General features: G+C 67.8%; 26 protein-coding genes and 1 tRNA gene. 23 read left to right on the top strand and 4 right to left on the bottom strand.

The features are described from left to right. The 14 genes from rplU to AC1DVT_RS08830 all read left to right on the top strand — a co-directional run. The coding region (gene rplU, locus AC1DVT_RS08895) for a 50S ribosomal protein L21 (RefSeq protein WP_477388259.1) at window positions 1-212 on the top strand (212 nt) is incomplete at its 5' end. A 19-nt stretch (window positions 213-231) separates the two neighbouring features. After that, window positions 232-489, top strand: coding sequence for a 50S ribosomal protein L27 (gene rpmA / locus AC1DVT_RS08890; RefSeq protein ID WP_137843458.1), 258 nt, complete (start codon window positions 232-234; stop codon window positions 487-489). Between the two features lie 90 nt (window positions 490-579). Beyond that, window positions 580-2,091, top strand: coding sequence for a GTPase ObgE (gene obgE, locus AC1DVT_RS08885; RefSeq protein WP_477388257.1), 1,512 nt, complete (start codon window positions 580-582; stop codon window positions 2,089-2,091). Then, on the top strand, window positions 2,088-2,942 hold the full coding sequence (gene proB / locus AC1DVT_RS08880; RefSeq protein ID WP_457098496.1) for a glutamate 5-kinase: 855 nt from the start codon (window positions 2,088-2,090) through the stop codon (window positions 2,940-2,942). The genes obgE and proB overlap by 4 nt, the downstream gene beginning before the upstream one ends. Further along, window positions 2,942-4,201, top strand: a complete 1,260-nt coding sequence (locus AC1DVT_RS08875) for a glutamate-5-semialdehyde dehydrogenase (RefSeq protein WP_477388255.1) — start codon at window positions 2,942-2,944, stop codon at window positions 4,199-4,201. The genes proB and AC1DVT_RS08875 overlap by 1 nt, the downstream gene beginning before the upstream one ends. A gap of 56 nt (window positions 4,202-4,257) precedes the next feature. After that, window positions 4,258-4,479 (top strand): hypothetical protein, encoded by a 222-nt coding sequence (locus tag AC1DVT_RS08870; protein ID WP_457098498.1) that lies wholly within the window; start codon window positions 4,258-4,260, stop codon window positions 4,477-4,479. A 9-nt stretch (window positions 4,480-4,488) separates the two neighbouring features. Continuing rightward, window positions 4,489-5,085, top strand: a complete 597-nt coding sequence (gene nadD, locus AC1DVT_RS08865; protein WP_477388253.1) for a nicotinate-nucleotide adenylyltransferase — start codon at window positions 4,489-4,491, stop codon at window positions 5,083-5,085. Continuing rightward, window positions 5,082-6,227: a hypothetical protein gene (locus AC1DVT_RS08860; protein WP_477388251.1), complete on the top strand. Its 1,146-nt coding sequence runs from the start codon at window positions 5,082-5,084 to the stop codon at window positions 6,225-6,227. Before nadD ends, AC1DVT_RS08860 begins: the two co-directional genes overlap by 4 nt. Then, a complete protein-coding gene (gene rsfS, locus AC1DVT_RS08855; RefSeq protein ID WP_477388249.1) occupies window positions 6,227-6,604 on the top strand; it encodes a ribosome silencing factor in 378 nt (125 codons plus the stop codon). The genes AC1DVT_RS08860 and rsfS overlap by 1 nt, the downstream gene beginning before the upstream one ends. Window positions 6,605-6,678: 74 nt before the next feature. Continuing rightward, window positions 6,679-6,751 (top strand) — tRNA-Ala (locus tag AC1DVT_RS08850). Window positions 6,752-6,865: 114 nt separating this feature from the next. Further along, entirely contained in the window at window positions 6,866-8,071 is a 1,206-nt protein-coding gene (locus tag AC1DVT_RS08845) for an MFS transporter (RefSeq protein WP_477388247.1), read from the top strand. Further along, window positions 8,068-8,295 carry an RNA-binding S4 domain-containing protein gene (locus AC1DVT_RS08840; protein WP_457098504.1) on the top strand — a complete coding sequence of 76 codons (228 nt, stop codon included), beginning with the start codon at window positions 8,068-8,070 and terminating at the stop codon, window positions 8,293-8,295. The genes AC1DVT_RS08845 and AC1DVT_RS08840 overlap by 4 nt, the downstream gene beginning before the upstream one ends. A gap of 36 nt (window positions 8,296-8,331) precedes the next feature. Then, a complete protein-coding gene (locus AC1DVT_RS08835) occupies window positions 8,332-8,781 on the top strand; it encodes an HIT family protein (RefSeq protein WP_477388245.1) in 450 nt (149 codons plus the stop codon). Between the two features lie 52 nt (window positions 8,782-8,833). Continuing rightward, entirely contained in the window at window positions 8,834-9,379 is a 546-nt protein-coding gene (locus tag AC1DVT_RS08830) for an LURP-one-related/scramblase family protein (RefSeq protein ID WP_457098505.1), read from the top strand. A 50-nt stretch (window positions 9,380-9,429) separates the two neighbouring features. Here AC1DVT_RS08830 and AC1DVT_RS08825 read toward each other — a convergent pair whose 3' ends face one another. Continuing rightward, a complete protein-coding gene (locus AC1DVT_RS08825) occupies window positions 9,430-10,914 on the bottom strand; it encodes a SulP family inorganic anion transporter (RefSeq protein ID WP_477388243.1) in 1,485 nt (494 codons plus the stop codon). A gap of 71 nt (window positions 10,915-10,985) precedes the next feature. On the opposite strand from AC1DVT_RS08825, the gene AC1DVT_RS08820 reads away from it, so the two are divergent. From AC1DVT_RS08820 to AC1DVT_RS08805, 4 genes are all read left to right on the top strand, one after another. Then, window positions 10,986-11,663 (top strand): TetR/AcrR family transcriptional regulator, encoded by a 678-nt coding sequence (locus AC1DVT_RS08820; protein WP_457098507.1) that lies wholly within the window; start codon window positions 10,986-10,988, stop codon window positions 11,661-11,663. Next, window positions 11,663-12,700, top strand: a complete 1,038-nt coding sequence (locus AC1DVT_RS08815; protein WP_477388241.1) for an epimerase — start codon at window positions 11,663-11,665, stop codon at window positions 12,698-12,700. Before AC1DVT_RS08820 ends, AC1DVT_RS08815 begins: the two co-directional genes overlap by 1 nt. 204 nt (window positions 12,701-12,904) lie before the next feature. Beyond that, window positions 12,905-13,366 (top strand): hypothetical protein, encoded by a 462-nt coding sequence (locus AC1DVT_RS08810; protein WP_477388239.1) that lies wholly within the window; start codon window positions 12,905-12,907, stop codon window positions 13,364-13,366. 35 nt (window positions 13,367-13,401) lie between these two features. After that, on the top strand, window positions 13,402-13,953 hold the full coding sequence (locus AC1DVT_RS08805; protein ID WP_477388237.1) for a DUF6578 domain-containing protein: 552 nt from the start codon (window positions 13,402-13,404) through the stop codon (window positions 13,951-13,953). A 24-nt stretch (window positions 13,954-13,977) separates the two neighbouring features. Here the strand turns inward: AC1DVT_RS08805 and AC1DVT_RS08800 are convergent, their stop codons facing one another. Next, the gene (locus tag AC1DVT_RS08800) at window positions 13,978-14,286 is read right to left on the bottom strand and encodes a hypothetical protein (RefSeq protein ID WP_457098510.1); all 309 of its coding nucleotides are present in this window, start codon (window positions 14,284-14,286) and stop codon (window positions 13,978-13,980) included. A gap of 71 nt (window positions 14,287-14,357) precedes the next feature. On the opposite strand from AC1DVT_RS08800, the gene AC1DVT_RS08795 reads away from it, so the two are divergent. Further along, the gene (locus AC1DVT_RS08795) at window positions 14,358-14,618 is read left to right on the top strand and encodes a hypothetical protein (RefSeq protein WP_477388235.1); all 261 of its coding nucleotides are present in this window, start codon (window positions 14,358-14,360) and stop codon (window positions 14,616-14,618) included. A gap of 37 nt (window positions 14,619-14,655) precedes the next feature. Here AC1DVT_RS08795 and AC1DVT_RS08790 read toward each other — a convergent pair whose 3' ends face one another. Both AC1DVT_RS08790 and AC1DVT_RS08785 read right to left on the bottom strand, forming a co-directional pair. Then, on the bottom strand, window positions 14,656-15,249 hold the full coding sequence (locus tag AC1DVT_RS08790) for a hypothetical protein (protein WP_477388233.1): 594 nt from the start codon (window positions 15,247-15,249) through the stop codon (window positions 14,656-14,658). A 143-nt stretch (window positions 15,250-15,392) separates the two neighbouring features. Beyond that, a complete protein-coding gene (locus AC1DVT_RS08785; RefSeq protein WP_457098513.1) occupies window positions 15,393-15,848 on the bottom strand; it encodes a hypothetical protein in 456 nt (151 codons plus the stop codon). A 152-nt stretch (window positions 15,849-16,000) separates the two neighbouring features. Between AC1DVT_RS08785 and AC1DVT_RS08780 the strand changes: the two genes are divergently transcribed. From AC1DVT_RS08780 to AC1DVT_RS08765, 4 genes are all read left to right on the top strand, one after another. Then, complete coding sequence (locus tag AC1DVT_RS08780; RefSeq protein WP_477388231.1) at window positions 16,001-16,393, top strand: PPOX class F420-dependent oxidoreductase; 393 nt, start codon at window positions 16,001-16,003, stop codon at window positions 16,391-16,393. Between the two features lie 90 nt (window positions 16,394-16,483). Further along, entirely contained in the window at window positions 16,484-16,891 is a 408-nt protein-coding gene (locus AC1DVT_RS08775; protein WP_477388229.1) for a YciI family protein, read from the top strand. Window positions 16,892-16,896: 5 nt separating this feature from the next. Continuing rightward, window positions 16,897-18,033, top strand: a complete 1,137-nt coding sequence (locus tag AC1DVT_RS08770; RefSeq protein ID WP_477388261.1) for an RNA polymerase sigma factor — start codon at window positions 16,897-16,899, stop codon at window positions 18,031-18,033. Between the two features lie 32 nt (window positions 18,034-18,065). Beyond that, a partial coding sequence (locus tag AC1DVT_RS08765; RefSeq protein WP_477388227.1) for a YdeI/OmpD-associated family protein occupies window positions 18,066-18,272 on the top strand: 207 nt, incomplete at its 3' end.

The raw sequence follows: 18,272 nt of genomic DNA, 5'->3' as shown, positions 1-18,272 counted from the left end.
AGATCGAGCTCCCCGCGGTGCTGTTCGTGGACGGCGACGCCGTCACGACCGACGCCGACAAGCTCGCCAAGGTCACCGTCACCGCCGAGGTTCTCGGCGAGGAGCGCGGTCCCAAGATCGTGATCCAGAAGTTCAAGAACAAGACCGGCTACAAGAAGCGCCAGGGCCACCGTCAGGACCTCACGCGCGTCAAGGTCACCGGAATCAAGTAGTCCAGGAAGAGACGCAGAGATGGCACACAAAAAGGGCGCAAGCTCCACCCGCAACGGTCGTGATTCCAACGCTCAGCGACTGGGCGTGAAGCGCTTCGGCGGACAGAAGGTCCTCGCCGGCGAGATCATCGTCCGTCAGCGCGGCACCCACTTCCACCCCGGCGCCAACGTCGGCCGTGGTGGCGACGACACGCTGTTCGCCCTCGAGGCAGGCGCGGTCGAGTTCGGCCAGAAGGGCGGCCGCAAGGTCGTCAACATCGTCGCGGTCGCGGAGTAGTCCGAGGCTCGCACACACATTTCGCGAGGGGCGGGCTTCGGCTCGCCCCTCGTCTTGTTTTCGCCGCACGAACCACAGGAAAGAGACCCCATGGTCACCTTCGTCGACCAAGTCACTCTTCACCTGCGCGCCGGAAAGGGCGGGGACGGATGCGTCTCCGTGCGTCGCGAGAAGTTCAAGCCGCTCGCCGGGCCCGATGGCGGCAACGGCGGCCACGGCGGCGAGATCGTCCTGGTGTCCGATCCCCAGGTGACGACGCTGCTGTCGTACCACCACTCGCCGCACCGCAAGGCCGGCAACGGTGGATTCGGAATGGGCGACCATCGCTCCGGCGCGGCCGGAGAGTCTCTCGAACTCGCCGTGCCGGTCGGCACCGTCGTCAAGGACACCGACGGCGAGACGCTGATCGACCTCGTCGAGCCCGGCATCCGCTTCGTCGTCGCACCCGGCGGCATCGGCGGCCTCGGCAACGCCGTGCTGGCCTCGCAGAAGCGCAAGGCGCCCGGCTTCGCACTGCTCGGCACCCCCGGTTGGGAAGGCGACGTCCTCCTCGAGCTGAAGACCGTCGCCGACGTGGCCCTGGTCGGCTACCCGTCGGCCGGCAAGTCCAGCCTCGTCGCCGCGGTCTCGGCCGCTCGGCCGAAGATCGCCGACTACCCGTTCACGACGCTGCACCCGAACCTCGGGGTGGTCCAGGCCGGCGACATCCGCTACACGATCGCCGACGTCCCAGGACTCATCGAGGGCGCAAGCGAGGGCAAAGGGCTCGGCCTCGAGTTCCTCCGGCATGTCGAACGCTGCACGGCGCTCGTCCACGTGCTCGACTGCGCGACCCTCGAGCCGGGGCGCGACCCGCTGAGCGATCTCGATGTGATCCTGGCCGAACTCGCCGCCTACCCGGTGCCCGAGGGTCAGACCCCGCTGCTCGAGCGCCCCCAGATCATCGCGCTCAACAAGATCGATGTGCCGGAGGCCGCCGAACTCGCCGAGCTGGTGCGTCCCGACCTCGAGGCGCGCGGCTACCGCGTGTTCGAGATCTCCACGGTCAGCCACCAGGGCCTGCGGCAGCTCAACTTCGCGCTGGCCGAGGTCGTGTCCCAGGAGCGCATCGCCGCGGCCGCCAAGCCGGCGCCGGAGCGCATCGTCATCCGCCCGAGGGGCGCGGAGAAGGACTTCCACATCCGGGTCGAGGGCGGCACGTACGGCGACATCTACCGCATCGTCGGCGAGAAGCCGGTGCGCTGGGTGCAGCAGACCGACTTCAAGAACGACGAGGCGGTCGGCTACCTTGCCGATCGACTCGCCAAGCTGGGCATCGAGGACGGCCTGTTCCGCGCCGGCGCGACCCCCGGGGCGACCGTCGTCATCGGCGAGGGCGACGGCGTCGTCTTCGACTGGGATCCGTCGCTCTCCTCCACGGCCGAGCTCATGACCGCGCCGCGTGGCACCGACCCGCGCATCGACCCCAATGGGCGTCGTACGACCGCGGAGCGCCGCGACCACTATCACGACCTCATGGACGCCAAGGCTCTGGCACGCGCCGAGCTCGAAGCCGAGCGGCGTGCCGCGGGAACGTGGATCGACGAGGAGCCATCGGAGTGAGCGTCTTCGACCGCACCGAGCTCGCCGGTGCTCGTCGCATCGTCGTGAAGGTCGGCTCGTCCTCGATCAGCGGTGAGAACGCCCACAAGATCCCGCCGATCGTCGAGGCGCTCGCGGCCGCGCACGCGCGCGGCACCGAGGTCGTGCTGGTGTCGTCCGGCGCCATCGCGACCGGGATGCCGTACCTCCTGCTCGCCGAGCGGCCGAGCGATCTGGCGACCCAGCAGGCGGCGGCCGCGGTGGGCCAGAACGTGCTCATCTACCGCTATCAGGAGGCCCTGCGCCCCTTCCGGATCGTCGCCGGACAGGTGCTGCTGACGGCCGGCGACCTCGAGAACCCGATGCACCGCTCCAATGCGGCACGGGCGATGGAGCGGCTGCTGGGCCTTCGGATCCTCCCGATCGTCAACGAGAACGACACCGTCGCCACCCACGAGATCCGCTTCGGCGACAACGACCGGCTGGCCGCGCTCGTGGCGCAGCTCATCGGCGCCGACGCGCTCGTGCTGCTGAGCGACATCGAATGCCTCTACACTCGGCCGCCGGACGAGCCCGGCGCGCTTCCGATCACCCGCGTCGAGTTCGGCGACGACCTCGCCGGATTCGAGTTCGGCTCAGTGGTCGTCAACAGCGTCGGCACCGGGGGAGCGGCGACGAAGGTCTCCGCTGCGCGGCTGGCCGCGGCATCCGGAGTCGCTGTCCTCGTCACGAGTGCGGATCTCGTCGGACCCGCCCTGAATGGCGCGGAGATCGGCACGTGGTTCGACCCGAATCCTGCGCCGGTCACCCATGCGCACACGGGCCCGATCCGGTCCGCGACCGGCCTCGTGGACGCCGATAAGCTGGGCTGATGACCTCGATCGCGACCACGGCTGCGGAACGTCTGCTTCTCGCCAAGGATGCCTCCCGTGAGGTCGCGCTGCTCGGCGACGTGGACAAGCGCGATGCGCTGCTGGCCATCGCCGCCGCCATCGAGGAGGCCGCACCCGAGATCGTCGCGGCGAACGCCGAAGACCTCGAACGTGGCCGCGCGACGGGACTCTCCGAGGCGCTGCAGGATCGGCTGCGCCTCGACAAGCCCCGGGTCGGCGCCCTGGCCGAGGCTGTTCGGGCGATCGCAGCGCTGCCCGACCCGGTCGGGCGCGTCCTCGACGAGCGGACCCTCCCGAACGGCGTGGAGCTGACCAAGGTCTCGGTGCCGTTCGGYGTGGTCGGGTCGATCTACGAGGCCAGACCCAACGTGACGGTCGACATCGCCGCGCTGGCGTTGCGCTCCGGCAACGCCGTCGTGCTCCGGGGTGGCTCGGCTGCCGAGCTCACCAACGCCGCGCTGGTACGCACCATGCGCGGAGCGCTGGCGAGCCGTGGGCTCAACCCGGAGGCCATCCAGACGGTCGACGACTTCGGGCGGGATGGCGCCAAAGCGCTCATGCAGGCGCGGGGTCTCGTGGACGTCCTCGTGCCGCGGGGCAGCGCCCAGCTGATCGAGACGGTCGTCACCGAGTCATCCGTCCCCGTGATCGAGACGGGCGCCGGTGTCGTGCACATCGTCCTCGACGCGACCGCACCGCTCGACTGGGCGCGCGACATTGTCGTGAACGCGAAAGTCCAGCGTCCGAGTGTGTGCAACGCGGTGGAGACGGTGCTGGTGCATCGGGATGCCGCGACCCGGCTCATTCCGCCGGTCGCTGCGGCGCTGCGCGAGCAGGGCGTGACGCTGCACGGCGACGCCGCGGTCGCAGCGCTCGTCCCGGACGTCGTGCCCGCCACCGCGGACGACTGGGAGACCGAGTACCTCAGCCTCGACATCGCGATCCGCGTGGTCGACGACCTCGATGAGGCCCTGGCCCACATCCGCCGGTATTCGACCCACCACACCGAATCGATCATCACCGAGGACGCCGGCAACGCCGAGCGCTTCCTCGCCGAAGTCGACTCGGCTGTCGTCATGGTCAACGCCTCGACGCGGTTCACCGATGGCTCCGAATTCGGCTTCGGCGCCGAGGTGGGCATCTCGACGCAGAAGCTGCACGCGCGCGGTCCGATGGGGCTGACCGAACTCACCAGCACCAAGTGGCTGGCGCGGGGATCAGGGCAGGTCCGTCGCTGACGGCATAGACTGGGGTTCGCGTCCGAACCCGGCCGCACACCCGAAACGGAGTCCGCATGACCTTCACCACGCTCATCGCCTTCGCCGCCGAGGAGTCCGAGCACGGCAATATCGCTCTCGAGACCATCGGATACGGGCTCTTTGCGCTGGTGGCGTTCATCGCCCTCTCGCTCGTCACCCTCTCGTACCGCAACGTGGCGAACCGCCACAGCCACAAGGCCGAGGCATACGCCCGTGCCCACGCGAACGACGTGCAGCAGGCGGGGCACGGCCACTAGGCCCACCGCATGTCGGTGACGCGAACTCCGAGAATCGGGGTCATGGGTGGGACGTTCGATCCCATTCATCATGGTCACCTGGTGGCAGCCAGCGAAGTGGCTCAGTCGTTCGACCTCGACGAGGTGATCTTCGTCCCCACCGGGCAGCCGTGGCAGAAGAACAAGGTCACGCTGGGCGAGCACCGGTACCTCATGACCGTGATCGCGACAGCATCGAATCCCCGCTTCACGGTCAGTCGAGTCGACATCGACCGCGCCGGCGCCACCTACACGATCGACACGCTGCGCGAGCTGAAGACCGAGCGTCCCGATGCGGATCTGTTCTTCATCACCGGAGCCGACGCTCTCGCGCAGATCCTCAGCTGGCGCGATCACGACGAACTCTGGAGCCTCGCGCACTTCGTCGCCGTGTCCCGTCCGGGCCACGTGCTGAGCACCGACGGGCTGCCCAGCGAAGACGTCAGCCAACTCGAAGTCCCCGCACTCGCCATCTCATCGACCGACTGCCGCGACCGAGTCCGGCGTGGAAACCCCGTGTGGTACCTCGTACCCGACGGCGTGGTCCAATACATTGCGAAGCACCACCTCTATCGGAGCGAGGAATGAGCACAACCGAGCAACCCGAAACTCCGCCGCTGACCCGAAAGCAGATGCGGGAGATCCGCAACACCGGTGCGACCCCGGTGATCCTCCCTGCCGAGGCCGCGGCGGCCGCCGCCCAGCACGCACAGCCCGATTCCGACGCCCCTGCGGTGACACCGCCGGCCCAGCTGGCGCGAGCGGCCGAGCCGATCGTCCTGCCCGAGCCCCCCGGCCCGGACTTCGAGGTCGACCTCGGTGTCTCACCGCTGACCCGCAGGCAGGCACGCCAGCAGGAGCGCATCCGCACGGCATCCGTCCCCGTCATCACCCCCGAAGTCGCCGCCGCGTACACCGCTGCGCACCAGGAATCCGAGACGATGGATGCCGAGTCCACGGCAGATGCGGAAGAGCCGGCCACGCCGTCGCCCCTCGAGGAGCTCGGCGTCCTCGCCGTGGTCGAGGAGCCCGAGGCCCCGGAGGAATCCGAACCCGCAGCCGAAGAGCATGCCGACCCAGTCGACGAGCCCGATGTCGTCGCCGAGCTCGATGAGGCCGCTCCGACGATCGACGTGGTCGAGGAGAGCGAGCCGCAGGCCGAGCCTGAGCCTGAGCCTGAGCCTGAGCCTGAGCCTGAGCCTGAGCCTGAGCCTGAGCCTGAGCCCGAGCGGGCCACGGTCAACCCGGGGTTCGGCGCCGCGCTGCTCGCGGGCGACGCCGCGCACTCCGACCTGGCGTCCTCCTCGTTCGACGACCTCATCACGCGGTCCGCGAACGGCTCCGGCTCGGCCCCCAGCGCGCTGATCCTCTCCCAGTCGCCGGATGTGTCGCCCATGATGGCGCCGCTCACCGCGACAGGCGAAGTGATGATCACCGGCACGCTGAATCTGCCTGAGGGGCTTGGTTCGCTCGGGCATGCCCCCGGCGTCGCCGATGGCAAGGAAGCGGATGCGGTGCTCGTGGACAAGGAGCTGCCCGCGCACTCCTCCCCGACGCCGATCGCGGCGAGCGCCGCCATCAGCACGGTCAAGCAGCCTGGTGAGATCATCAAGCCCCCGACGCCGGAGAAGGGCGGGAAGCTCATGATGACTCTCGCGATCACCGCCGGCGTCCTCGCCCTCGCCCTTGTCGGCGTCCTGATCCTCGCGTTCGCGACTGGAGTGTTCTGATGACTGCCACCGATTCCGGCATCCGTATGATGCAGATCGCGGCCGCCGCCGCCGACTCCAAGGGCGGCGAGGACCTCATCGGGCTGGACGTCTCGCTTCCGCTTCCGCTCGTGGACATCTTCCTGCTCGTCACCGGGCGCAGCGAGCGCAATGTCGCGGCGATCGCCGACGAGATCGAGGACAGACTGCTCGAGGCCGGGTTCAAGCGTCTGCGGCGCGAAGGGCGCAATGAGGCCCGCTGGATCCTCCTCGACTTCGGTGATCTCGTCGTGCACGTCTTCCACGAGCAGGAGCGGGTCTTCTACGGGCTCGAGCGCCTCTGGAAGGACTGCCCGGTCGTTCCGATCGAACTGCCCGCCAGGGCACAGGCGGAATAGTCCCTCGGTTCGGCGGAACGCCTGAGATGTAGTAATCTAGTGGGGTTGCCTCGGCTTGCCGGGGTCGGCGAATTGGGCCTGTGGCGCAGCTGGTAGCGCACCTGCATGGCATGCAGGGGGTCAGGGGTTCGAATCCCCTCAGGTCCACTCAAATCGCTGGTCAGAAGGACATTCCTACCGCCCCGATCGGGGAGCTGGAATGTCCTTCTTCCGTTTACGGGCCACAACAGGTGGTGGCATGCCGTGGTCAGTTGGAGGCCCATGATGAACTCGTCGGCGGTTCTCGGGCGAGTGTCCGCCGCGCGTCTCGGGGTGGCGATGCTCTTCATCGCGAACGCGTTGGTGTTCGCGTCGATCGTGACCCGGTACCCGGAGCTGAACGACCGGTTCGACCTCAGCGAGTTGACGTTCGGTCTGATGGTGGCGTGCGGCCCCGTGGGCTCGGTGGTGGGAAGTATCGTCGCGGGTCGGCTGGTCGCACGTCTGGGGGCTGTGCCGGTGGCTGTGACGTCGTCCGCGCTTCTCGGCGTCTTGCTGGTGGTGGCCGGCTTTGTGGGCGGGCCGGTCATTCTCGGGGTGGTGCTGTTCGCCATCGGGTTCGGGGATGCGACAGGGGACGTCGGCAATAACGCCCACGGGCTTGCGATCCAGCGACTGATGGGCCGATCGATCATCAACGGACTCCATGGTGCATGGAGTGCAGGGGCGATCGCCGGGGCTCTGCTCGGCGCCGTTGCACTGCTGTTCGCGGTGCCCATCGAGATCCATCTGTCGATCATGGGAATCCTCATCATCGTCGGCAGTCTGTGCGCGCTCTCGCTCGTGCGCCTGCCTACGCYGCCGGCGTCGCAGGTGCGGGCGGAGTCTCACCGGAGTGGTCGGTTCAGCAGCATCCTCATTGCGGCGTGCGCCATCGCCGCCATCGGCGGCTTCCTCGAGGATGTGGGTTCCACCTGGGGCGGGGTGTACGTGGTCGCCGAAACCGGTGCCACCGTGGCCGAAGCGGCGATCCCCTTCGTCGCATTGATGGGTGCTCTCACCCTGGGCAGATTCACCTCTGACGCCCTCGTCGACCGGATCGGGTCGGTGGGCACTCTTCGGGTCGGCTCGGTCGCGGCCTTCGTCGGATTGCTCACAGCCGTCTTCGCGCCGGAGACGTGGGTTGTCGCAGTCGGACTCGGCATCCTCGGACTGGGGATCGCCCCGATGATCCCGCTCGCCATGGATGCCGCCGAGCGCGCCCCTGGCCTCGACGTCGGCGCTGGCCTCGCCGCCGCATCGACCGTGATGCGACTGGGCGTTCTCGCCTCGCCGCTGCTGGTGGGAGCCATGGCCGAATGGGCCGGGCTGCGGGTTGCGATCGCCGTCTGCCTGCTCGTGCCTGCGGTGGCTCTCGTACTCGCGGGATTGGTGCGCAACCCCGAACCGCTCGCCGCGGCCCCCGGCTCGGCTAACATTCGGGGATGATGAATCCGGCCCCGATCGACGATGTCCCGATCGGTGGTGACGGTATCCGCCTCGGGCAGTTCCTGAAGTTCGCTGGGCTCCTCGACTCCGGCGGAAACGCGAAAGAGGCCATTATCGACGGCTACGTGACCGTGAACGGCGAGGTCGATCGCCGCCGCGGACGGCAACTGCACGTGGGCGACATCGTCAGCTTCGAGGGACGCAGCGCCCGCGTCCTTCCGTAAAGGTGCCGAGGCGGACGGACTGGCACTATTGCCCGTATGACGCAGAGCACGACACCGCCGCCCGAGGGATGCGTCTTCTGCGCCATTGCGGCTCAGCAGGCCGAAGCAAGTGTGGTCTACGAGGACGAGACCGTTGTGGCTTTCATGGACCTGAACCCCGTCACGCCCGGGCATCTTCTGGTTGTGCCACGTGAGCACGCGGTCGGTCTTGAAGACCTCGATGGAGTCACGAGCGCCCACGTCTGGTCGGTAGGCCATGACATGGCACGAGCCTTGCGACGCTCCGACATGCGCTGCCAGGGGATCAACATCTTCGTCTGTGACGGCGAAGTCGCCTTTCAGACGGTCTTCCACTTCCACCTTCACGTCATCCCTCGCTACGAGGGAGACGGCTGGACGATCATTCCCGAGACAGCGGAGCGCGACAGGTCGCTCCTCGACAGCGACGCGGAAGCGATCAACGGAGCCATCGCCTCGACGGCCTGACTCCTGCGATGCCATGATGGCCGTGCGAGGCATCCTGAGCGAAAGGTGAACCATGGCACTTCTGGGTCGTCGAGGAGAGGGCCGTCAAGAGCGGCGCGAGGAGCGGCGCGGCGGCGGAGACGTCGAGGTCTACCAGATGCGGGAGAAGCTCGTGTCGTTCGGGGATGACTTCTGGATCGAGACCAACGGCGGACGACGCGCGTTCAAAGTGGACGGAAAAGTCGCTCGCATTCGCGACACGCTCGTGATCCGCGACGTTGCGGGCAATGAAGTCGCCAAAGTCCAGGAACGCAAGGTCGCGATCAGGGACACCATGTCCATCGAGCGTCCAGGCAAGCCCGACGCCACGATCAAGAAGGCCCTCATCAACCCGCTGCGCGAGCGCTTCACGCTGCAGGCTGACGACATCGGCGAGATCGGCATCCAGGGCAACATCGTCGATCACGAGTACAAATTCGAGCGCGGCGACGCGAAGATCGCGGAGGTGTCCAAGCGATGGCTGCGCCTTCGGGACACCTATGGTGTCGAGATCTCTTCTGGTGAAGACATCGCGCTGATCCTCGCCGCCACCGTGGCTCTCGACCAGATGTCCCACTGACTCCGGTCGTCCCGTGGTCGCTGTGCGACTACGGAATCACGACCCATGCGTCACCCTGGGGCACCGCCGAGGTGGCCCGATAGGCGGCCGTGGAAGCTGGCGCTGCGCTGATCGAGGCCTTCGACGACGGCGTCGATGTCGTGGCGCTGATACTTGGTCACGACCGCGTCGAGAGCGGCGACGCTGGACGCGTCCCAGATCTGCGAGTCGCTGAAGTCGATCACCACCTGGGGTGGGTCGATCCCGTAAGAGAACCTCTCGACCAGGTCGTTGCTGCTGCCGAAGAACAGGGGGCCGTGCACCGCGTATCGGGCGACGGGCCCGTCGACGATGCGGTCCACCGTGATGACGTGCGCGACGCGACGGGCGAACAGCACCATGGCCAGCACGACCCCGACGAGCACGCCGATCGCGAGGTTGCCGGTCGCGACGACCACGACGATCGTCACGACCATCACGAGAGTCTCAGGCAGGGGCATCCGTCGCAATGTCGACGGGCGCACGCTGTGCCAGTCGATGGTGGTCAGGGCGACGATCATCATCACCGCCGCGAGCGCCGCCATCGGGATCTGCGCCATGAGATCGCTCAGCAGTGTGACGAGCGCGAGCAGCGCGAGCCCCGCCACGAACGTCGAGATGCGCGTGCGCGCGCGGGCCATCTTCACGTTCACGATCGTCTGGCCGATCATGGCGCAGCCGGCGATGCCGCCGTAGAGGCCGGCGAGGATGTTCGCGACGCCGAGCGCCCACGACTCGCGGTTCTTGTGCGACCGGGTGTCGGTGATGTCGTCGACGAGCTTGGCGGTGAGGAGCGTCTCCATGAGCCCGACGAACGCGACGCTGAGCGCCGTCGGCCAGATGAGCTGCAGGGTGTCGAGATTCAGCGGCACGAGCAGGGGAGTGATGCCCGGCAGCGCGCCGCCGATCTCACCTTCGTCGCCGACATTCGGCACGCTGAGCCCGGCGATCATCACGACCGCGGTGACCACGACGATCGCCACGAGCGGTGAGGGCACAGCTTTCGTGAAGCGCGGAAGCACCAGCACGATCGCAACCGCGAGCGCGAAGAGCGGGTAGACGACCCAAGGCACGTCGATGAGGTGCGGCACCTGTGCGATGAAGATCAGGATGCCGAGGGCATTGACGAACCCGAGCATGACGCTCCGCGGGATGAACCGTGCGAGTCGGGCGAGCCCGAGCACTCCGAAGACGATCTGCACGATGCCCGCGAGGATGACCGCCGGCAGAAGGTATTCCACGCCGTGGTCTTTCACGAGCGGCGCGACGACGAGCGCGACCGAGCCCGCGGCCGCCGTGACCATGGCGGTTCGTCCGCCCAGGACCGACATGCTGAGGGCCAGCACCACCGACGCGATGAGGCTCACTTTCGGGTCGACGCCCGCGATAACCGAGAACGAGATCACCTCGGGGATCAGCGCGAGGGTGGTGACGATCCCGGCGAGCACCTCGCGGCTGAGCAGAGCGGGACTGCGGAGAGCGGTCAGAGTGTCGATGAAACCAGGGTAATCGAGCACGTCGGCGTCTCACGGACACGGTCGTGGTGCTCTGCACTGCTGAAGGTGCTTGATTCTGCTAGTTTCTGAACATGTCCAGTTTTGAAGTTCTCCCGCCGACGAAGAGCGAGCGCACGAGGGCGCTGATCCGAAGCGTCGCGCTCAGGTCGTTCAGGGAGCGCGGGTATGACGCGACCACCATCCGGCTGATCGCGCAGGAGGCCGGTGTCTCGGTCGGCACCACGAACTATCACTTCGCATCGAAGAACGACCTGGTGCAGGAGCTCTACCTCGACGTGCAGGTCGCGCATCGGGATGCGGCCGCTCCGCTGCTTGCCGAAACGACCGACTTCGTGGAGCGTCTCGGGGTGGTGTTCCGCACCGGTCTGGCGCAGCTCGAGCCGTACCACCGGTTCGCGCCGGAGTTCCTGTCCGCCTCGATGTCGCCGCGGTCTTCGATGAACCCGCTGTCGGACGAGTCCAGCCCTGCCCGCGACATCGTCCTCGGGGTGTTCCGCGACGCGGTCGCGGGCGCGAAGAACTCGGTGCCGAAGGAATTCCGGGAGGGGCTCCCATCCGCGCTGCTCCTCGCTCACCTGCTGCTCGCACTGTTCTGGGTGTACGACAAGTCGCCGGGTCAGCAGCGCACCAGCCGGCTCCTGGACGGTGCCCTGAAGCTTGTGAAACTCTCGCTGCCGCTCACCCGAGTGCCGGTGCTGCGCGGGCCGCTCCGCGAACTGCTCGACATCGTCGCCGAGGTGACGGTGTGATGTCGAGTCGGCCGATCGCGGTGGTGGCCGGTGCGAGCGGATTCGTCGGTGCGGCGGTGGTTCGGGCGTTCAGCGCGGACGGATACGAGGTGAGAACGGTTGGACGCACCGGTGATGTCAGGTGGGCTGAGCCCGCTCGGCTCGCCCAGACCATCGACGGGTCCGACGTGCTGGTGAACCTCGCCGGCAAGTCGGTGAACTGCCGGTACACCGACCGCAACCGCGACGAGATCCTGCGCTCGCGCGTCGATACGACGCGAGCGCTGCGCGAAGCGGTGACGGATGCCGCGGCTCCGCCTGCGGTGTGGTTCAACGCCTCGACCGCGACCATCTACCGGCATGCGATCGATCGCCCGAACACCGAAACCACCGGCGAACTCGGTGAAGGCTTCTCCGTCGATGTCGCCACGAACTGGGAACGCGAGTTCTTTCAGGGCGACCTGCCGCACACCCGCCGAGTCGCACTGCGGATGGCGATCGTCCTCGGCGACGGCCCCGCCGCGAACACGCTGCTCACCCTCGCGCGCATCGGGTTGGGGGGATCTCAGATAGACGGCTGGTGGTTCCCGCACCGCCGCTACCGGGGCATCGGACCGACTCCGACGGGCGGTGGTCGCTCGTCGTGGCACGACACCCGGGGCCGTCAGATGTTCAGCTGGGTGCACATCGACGACGTCGTGGGGGCCATCCGGTTCCTCCGCGATCGGGACGACATCGCCGGACCGGTGAACATCGCCAGCCCGCACCCCGTCGACAACCGGACAATGATGCGCACGTTGMGTGCCACGGTCGGCATGCGGATCGGGCTCCCTGCCGGGAGATGGATGCTCGAGCCGGCGATGTGGCTGCTGCGAACCGAGCCCGAACTCGTCTTGAAGAGCCGATGGGTGGTGCCGGCGACGCTCGCCGCGGCCGGGTACAGGTTCGAACACCCTGACCTGAAAGAAGCGGCGACGACCATCGTGTCGGGTCAAGGCGCCTCAGCACAGGACGCGGCGGTTATGCAGCTGCGCGGCGGCGCGAGGCGGGCATCATGAAGTGGACCCCGAAGAGGAGCATCGATGCGATCTGTCAATCCGATTCCCGGCAACCCTTGGCCACACGAGATGACGATCACCGTCGAGGACCGACCAAGCTCCCTCCTGGAGTTGCTGTGGATCAGAGAGGCCCATGACCTTCACCTCGACGATGACGACCTCCCACCACTGCTAGCCGATCCGCCGGCAGCGCACCGACCGGCCTTGAGCGAGTCGACACGCGCCGCATGGGAGCGGGCCTGGCCGCGGCTGTGGCATGCCATCGCGCAGCATGCCGGGCGGGACCAGGACCCGGCTCAATTCGAACGGCTTCACCAGACCGCGAACGGGTCACCGGAGCGTCTTCAGATCCTCAGCGAGCTGTTCGGGCCGTCGTGGCGTGATGAGTTCGGTGACGTTGCGTTCGACGATCCGTCCTATCTCGAGTGGTCTGAGCGAGGATCCGACAAGCACGTGTCATCGATGGGCCGACGGCTGGCGGAGTCACCTGAGCACCGGGATCTCGACGCGCTCATCCGTGCCTGGCGCGCCGGACTGACGAKGGTCGTGACTATCCCGTGCCATGGCGAGTTCTTTCGCAAGGTCACGGACAACGCGCTGCTGATGACCGATGCCACGCGCGCCGACAGCGCCGCGCACCAGCGGGCTCTGAACTCGTTCGGCTGACGCATCGAGCTGCGCGTCGCACTAGCGTGGCCACTATGACACGCGTCTGGCTTTCGGGTTGGGAGTGGCAATGCTGCGGTGACGCTTTCGCCGTCGGGGATGAGATCGACTTCGGTATTGAAGCGCGTGACCCGCGCCGGGCCTTGGCTGACATGTTCGGACCGGCGCTGGTCGCCACGGTCGACGCGATCGAGTCGCACCATGAGGAGGAGCGTGCCGATCGGGTGCGCGGTCGCGTTGTTGCGGTGCACGCGGTCACGTCTGAGGTGATCGAGCGCAGGTCGCTGCGCCGACCCGGTTACGGCGCCCCGCCTGATTCGGTGATGCCATCGGATGGTGAAGAGTGGCCGTTGGTCGGGCGTGAACTCGGGAGTGGCGTGTTCGTGGGCTCGCGACCGTCGCGCTACATGATCGAAGTCGTGCCCGTTCCGGATACGGCGCTCCTCATGCCGGCCAATGGCGTGCGGCTGCCGGCATCCGAGGTCACCACACCGCACCCGTCTGCGGCGGAGCTCCCGGGCGATCCACCACCCGAGCGGCGTGCCCGCTCGCACGCGGGCTGGCTCGTCGACGTCGACGAGCACTAGTGCGGTATCTCTTGCGCTCCGGGGTCATTCCAGCGGGGTGACGGCGTTCGACCACACCCAGCAGCGCAGCTCGTTCTCGCCGACCTGGAATTGGATCCCGCAGGCAAGGTCGTTCCAGACGACGACCATCGCTTCGACCTGCACGGCGCGGGGTCCGAATCGCACCCATGCCTTGCACGCCTTGGGCAGAGGATCGCGGGTCACGGGCAGGGAATCCGCGCGCAGCTCCTTGGGTGTCAGCGTCTGCAGGGGGCCCTCGGCCGCGATCCGCTCCAGCGTCCGGTTATCCATCAGCCGGTCGTAGTGGTGCGCATAGCGTTTGCTGCTGCCCACGACCGGACTCCTCTCCCCGGCCGCCAGAACACACTGGTGATCATAGAAGATTTGTTCTAAACTGTCGACTCATGAGCGACGTCGCAGTAGAACATGAACTGACGCTATGGATGGCCGACGACATCCCCGCGCGGATGGTCTACGGCGGGCGGAGGTGGCGGGTGACCGACACCCCGACGCGGCTGCGGGACTCGATCTGGTCCGCGTCGCTGTCCGAGCGTCGTGGGCTCTACGGGTGGAGATTCCAGGCCACCGATGAGGCGGGGGAGTCATTCGTCTTCGATGTCTACAAGGGAGAGGACGACTGGCACGTGCATCGCGCCTACCCCTGAGCTCAATGACCGTGCGCAGTGGGTCGAGCGGTGCCTGTCATGCCGGATCGATCCGAAGGACCCCGGGCGTTTCGCCGATGGCGAGGTCCTCGACGAGGCGCATCGTCCGCGCCAGATCATCGACGGCGTTGATCACGATGCCGAAGCGCTCCCGGTCGGCGCACACCGCGGTGACGACGACGAAGTGCGTGCCGGTGTCCCACGTGTAGGTCGCGAACGGCGGGGTGCGCGAGTCGGATGGCAGCGGCATCGCGAGCTTCTCSCCGAGCCCCAGATGCGTGCTGCGGAAGTCCTGGGTGTCGTCGTACTCGATCGGCATCATGGCCCGCGCAGTCCGCACCTGCGGTGTCGCTTCCTGCACTTGCGCCATCACGACGAGCAGGTCGGGATCGGACTTCCAGACCCAGGCCAGCACGCGCCCGGCCGCCTTCTTCATCACGAAGGGCGCGGCCTGGCTCATGCTCCAGGCGAGGAATCCGTTCCCTGGGCGGTCCGTGCGACCCATCGCGAGGTTCGCCTGGGTGAGCAGCATTCGGATCGCCACCTTGCGGTGGCGGCGGCCCGCGAATCCGAGGGAGTCGGTCACCGGAACCCAGAGCATCGGATCGGCGTCGGCCTGCAGTCGGGGCATGCCTCCAGCCTATGCGGGTGTGGTCGGCGCTCGCCGGGCCTGTGCTCGTGAGGCCGGTGACACGACCGAGTGAGGCCGTGGTGCAGAGGGCGGACGGATGCCCCGGCCCGGCGGCCGGGTCGAGGCATCCGTCCGCCTGCTGATCAGCCGCGCTCCGACCCAGCCGCGGTCTTCAGAGCGATGTCGTGCAGCCGCTCGAGCGCTTCTGCGCCGTCCAGTCGGCCCCACGCGTGCGCCGACGCCTCCAGGGTGACGGCCAGCCCGAGCGCGTAGTCGACGTCGAAGTCATCGTCGGCGGTGCGCCACGGGTAGGGCTCCGGCGGCCACGGGAACGGGATCGGCGGCAGGTGGCGCGGCGGCGGGCAGATGTCGTCACCGGGCTCGAACGCGATCTTCAGCAGGTGGGCCGTTAAGGCGGTCTGCACGACCTGGTGGCCTACGGCAGCACCGTACCGGAAGGCCGGCGGGAGCGGCTGGGGGTTGAGGGCGACCGCCTCGGCGCGGCTGCGGATGCCGCCGCCTGGCCCGCCACCGACGATCTCCCAGATCTGCGGGTGCCTCCGCGCGATGATCGCGATGAGACTGGTATTCAGCGCCATGATGTTTCCCTTCTCGCCGCTCGAGGAGCGGCCCCTGACCCGCGAGTGACGGACCAGTTGAGAAGAGGGGCGAGTACGCGGTCTGATACGCGGAGTCCGTTCGACGTCGTCGACGGTCGGGAGTTCGTATGCCTGGAGGGCAGGATGGAACCATGGCATCGATCGACTCGCTCACCGACGATGGGCACCGGTTCGTCTCGGATTACCACCTCGCGACTCTCTCCACGATCGGGCGCAACGGCGGCATTCATGTCGTCGCGGTCGGCTACACGGTCGATCAGGGGATCGTGCGCATCATCACGAGCGATGGCAGCCAGAAGGTGCGCAACATCGAGCGCGACGCGAGGGCGACGGTGGCGCAGGTATCGGGCCCGCAGTGGCTCAGCATCGCGGGCGAGGCGATCATCGAACGCGACCCAGCCGCGGTGGACCACGCCGTCGCGCTCTACGCGCAGCGTTACCGGCAGCCTCGCGTGAACCCGCGGCGCGTCGTGATTCGACTGGAACCTGATCATGTGATGGGTTCGGCGGGACTGTTTGCCTGAGAACTTTCCGGCGGGGTGTCGAGATCGCTCTTCCGGTTCCGTCCTCCTTATGAAGCGGTCAGAATGGGCCGCACGGGACTGGAAGCTGACATGGCCAAGTATCTGATGCTCAAGCACTACCGCGGCGGACGTCCCGCGGTGAATTCTGTCGCGATGGATCAGCTCGCGCCCGATGAGTGGACGGCGCACGTGCAGTACATGCTGGACATGGAGAAGCGGCTCATCACGTCGGGGAAGCTGGTCTCCTCGGAGGGGCTCTCGATGGACGGCGCATGGGTCCGCTTCGACGGCGAGGGGCGCCCGCCCGTCGTCGACGGTCCCTTCGCCGAGACGAAGGACCTCATTGCGGGCTGGATGCTCGTCGAGGTCGACTCGTACGGACGGGCTCTGGAGATCGCCTCGGAGTTGTCGGCTGCGCCGTGGGCAGGCGGCACGCCTCTCGGTGAATGGCTGGAACTGCGTGAGGTGATGGGAGCGCCGCCGGCAGACCTGGGGTGACACAGGTGGACGCGGCGGCCCTGCGCCGTACGATCCCGGAGGTGGTCGGCATCCTCGTTCGGCGCGGCGCGGACTTCGCGTCGGCCGAGGATGCCGTTCAGGCCGCCCTCGTGCGCGCACTCGAGCGATCGGATCTCGAGGGGGTTCGTGACATTCGCGCGTGGCTCGTCACGGTCGCGTGGCGCGCGTTCCTCGACCAGGTGCGCAGCGACGTGGCGCGTACTGCCCGGCAGGAGCGGCTTGCGACAGAACTCGTGTCCGGTCCCGTGCCGCAGCGCGACGACACGCTCGCGCTCTACTTCCTGTGCGCGCATCCTGTCCTCACCTCGGCGTCGGCCGTCGCACTCACGCTGCGCGCGGTCGCGGGTCTGACGACGCGGCAGATCGCGGATGCCTTCCTCGTGCCCGAGGCGACGATGGCGCAGCGCATCAGTCGTGCGAAGCAGCGGCTTGTCGGCATTCCGTTGGATCAGCCGGGTGACTTGTCGCGGGTGCTGCGCGTGCTCTACGTGGTGTTCAACGAGGGCTACTCCGGTGAGCTCGACCTCGCCGCCGAAGCGATCCGCGTGATGCGGCAGCTCGCAGCACTCGCCGACGAGCCGGAGGTTCGCGGGCTGCTCGCCCTCATGCTGCTGACCCACGCTCGGAGGCCCGCCCGCGTGATCGACGGACGACTCGTGCCGCTCGCCGAGCAGGACCGCACTCGGTGGGACGTGGGCTCGATCGCTGAAGGAGTCGACATCCTGCAGGCGGCGCTCGCCCGCGACCGGCTGGGGCAGTACCAGGCGCAGGCCGCCATTGCGGCGCTGCACGCGGATGCGCCGACTGCCGCTGAGACCGACTGGGTGCAGATCGTGGAATGGTACGACGAGCTTCTCGTCCTCGGGGACTCACCGATCATCCGCCTCAGTCGTGCGGTCGCGAGCGGCGAGGCAGACGGGCCGCAAGCCGGACTCGCCGCCCTGCACGCCGTGAACGATGACGTGCCCCGCTACCACGCCGCACTCGCCTACCTGCAGGAGAGGGTGGGGGAGACGGATGCCGCGGCATCCGCGTATGCGGAGGCCGCCCGCCGTGCGACCAGCACTCTCGAACAGCAGTACCTGCTGCGCCAGGCCGAGCGCCTCCGGCGTCAGCTCTGACCCGGGTCGGTGGCACGGGCTATCCTCCCGTCATGGTCAACCACGCGGACAAACCCGAGCTGCACGTGGACACGGTTGCGGACTGGGAAGCCTGGTTGACCGCGGACCCAGACCCGGGCGGGGTTCGACTGCGGCTGCGGAAGAAGGCGACGACCCGGCCAGGGATCACCTACGCCGAGGCTCTCGATGTCGCGCTGTGCTTCGGTTGGATCGATGGGCAGTCGCAATCCGTGGATGCC

It is taken from the genome of Microbacterium sp. P2_F9 (assembly GCF_056403635.1).
The sequence above is the reverse complement of the archived record's forward strand: the minus strand, read 5'-3'. Positions and strand labels throughout refer to the sequence as shown.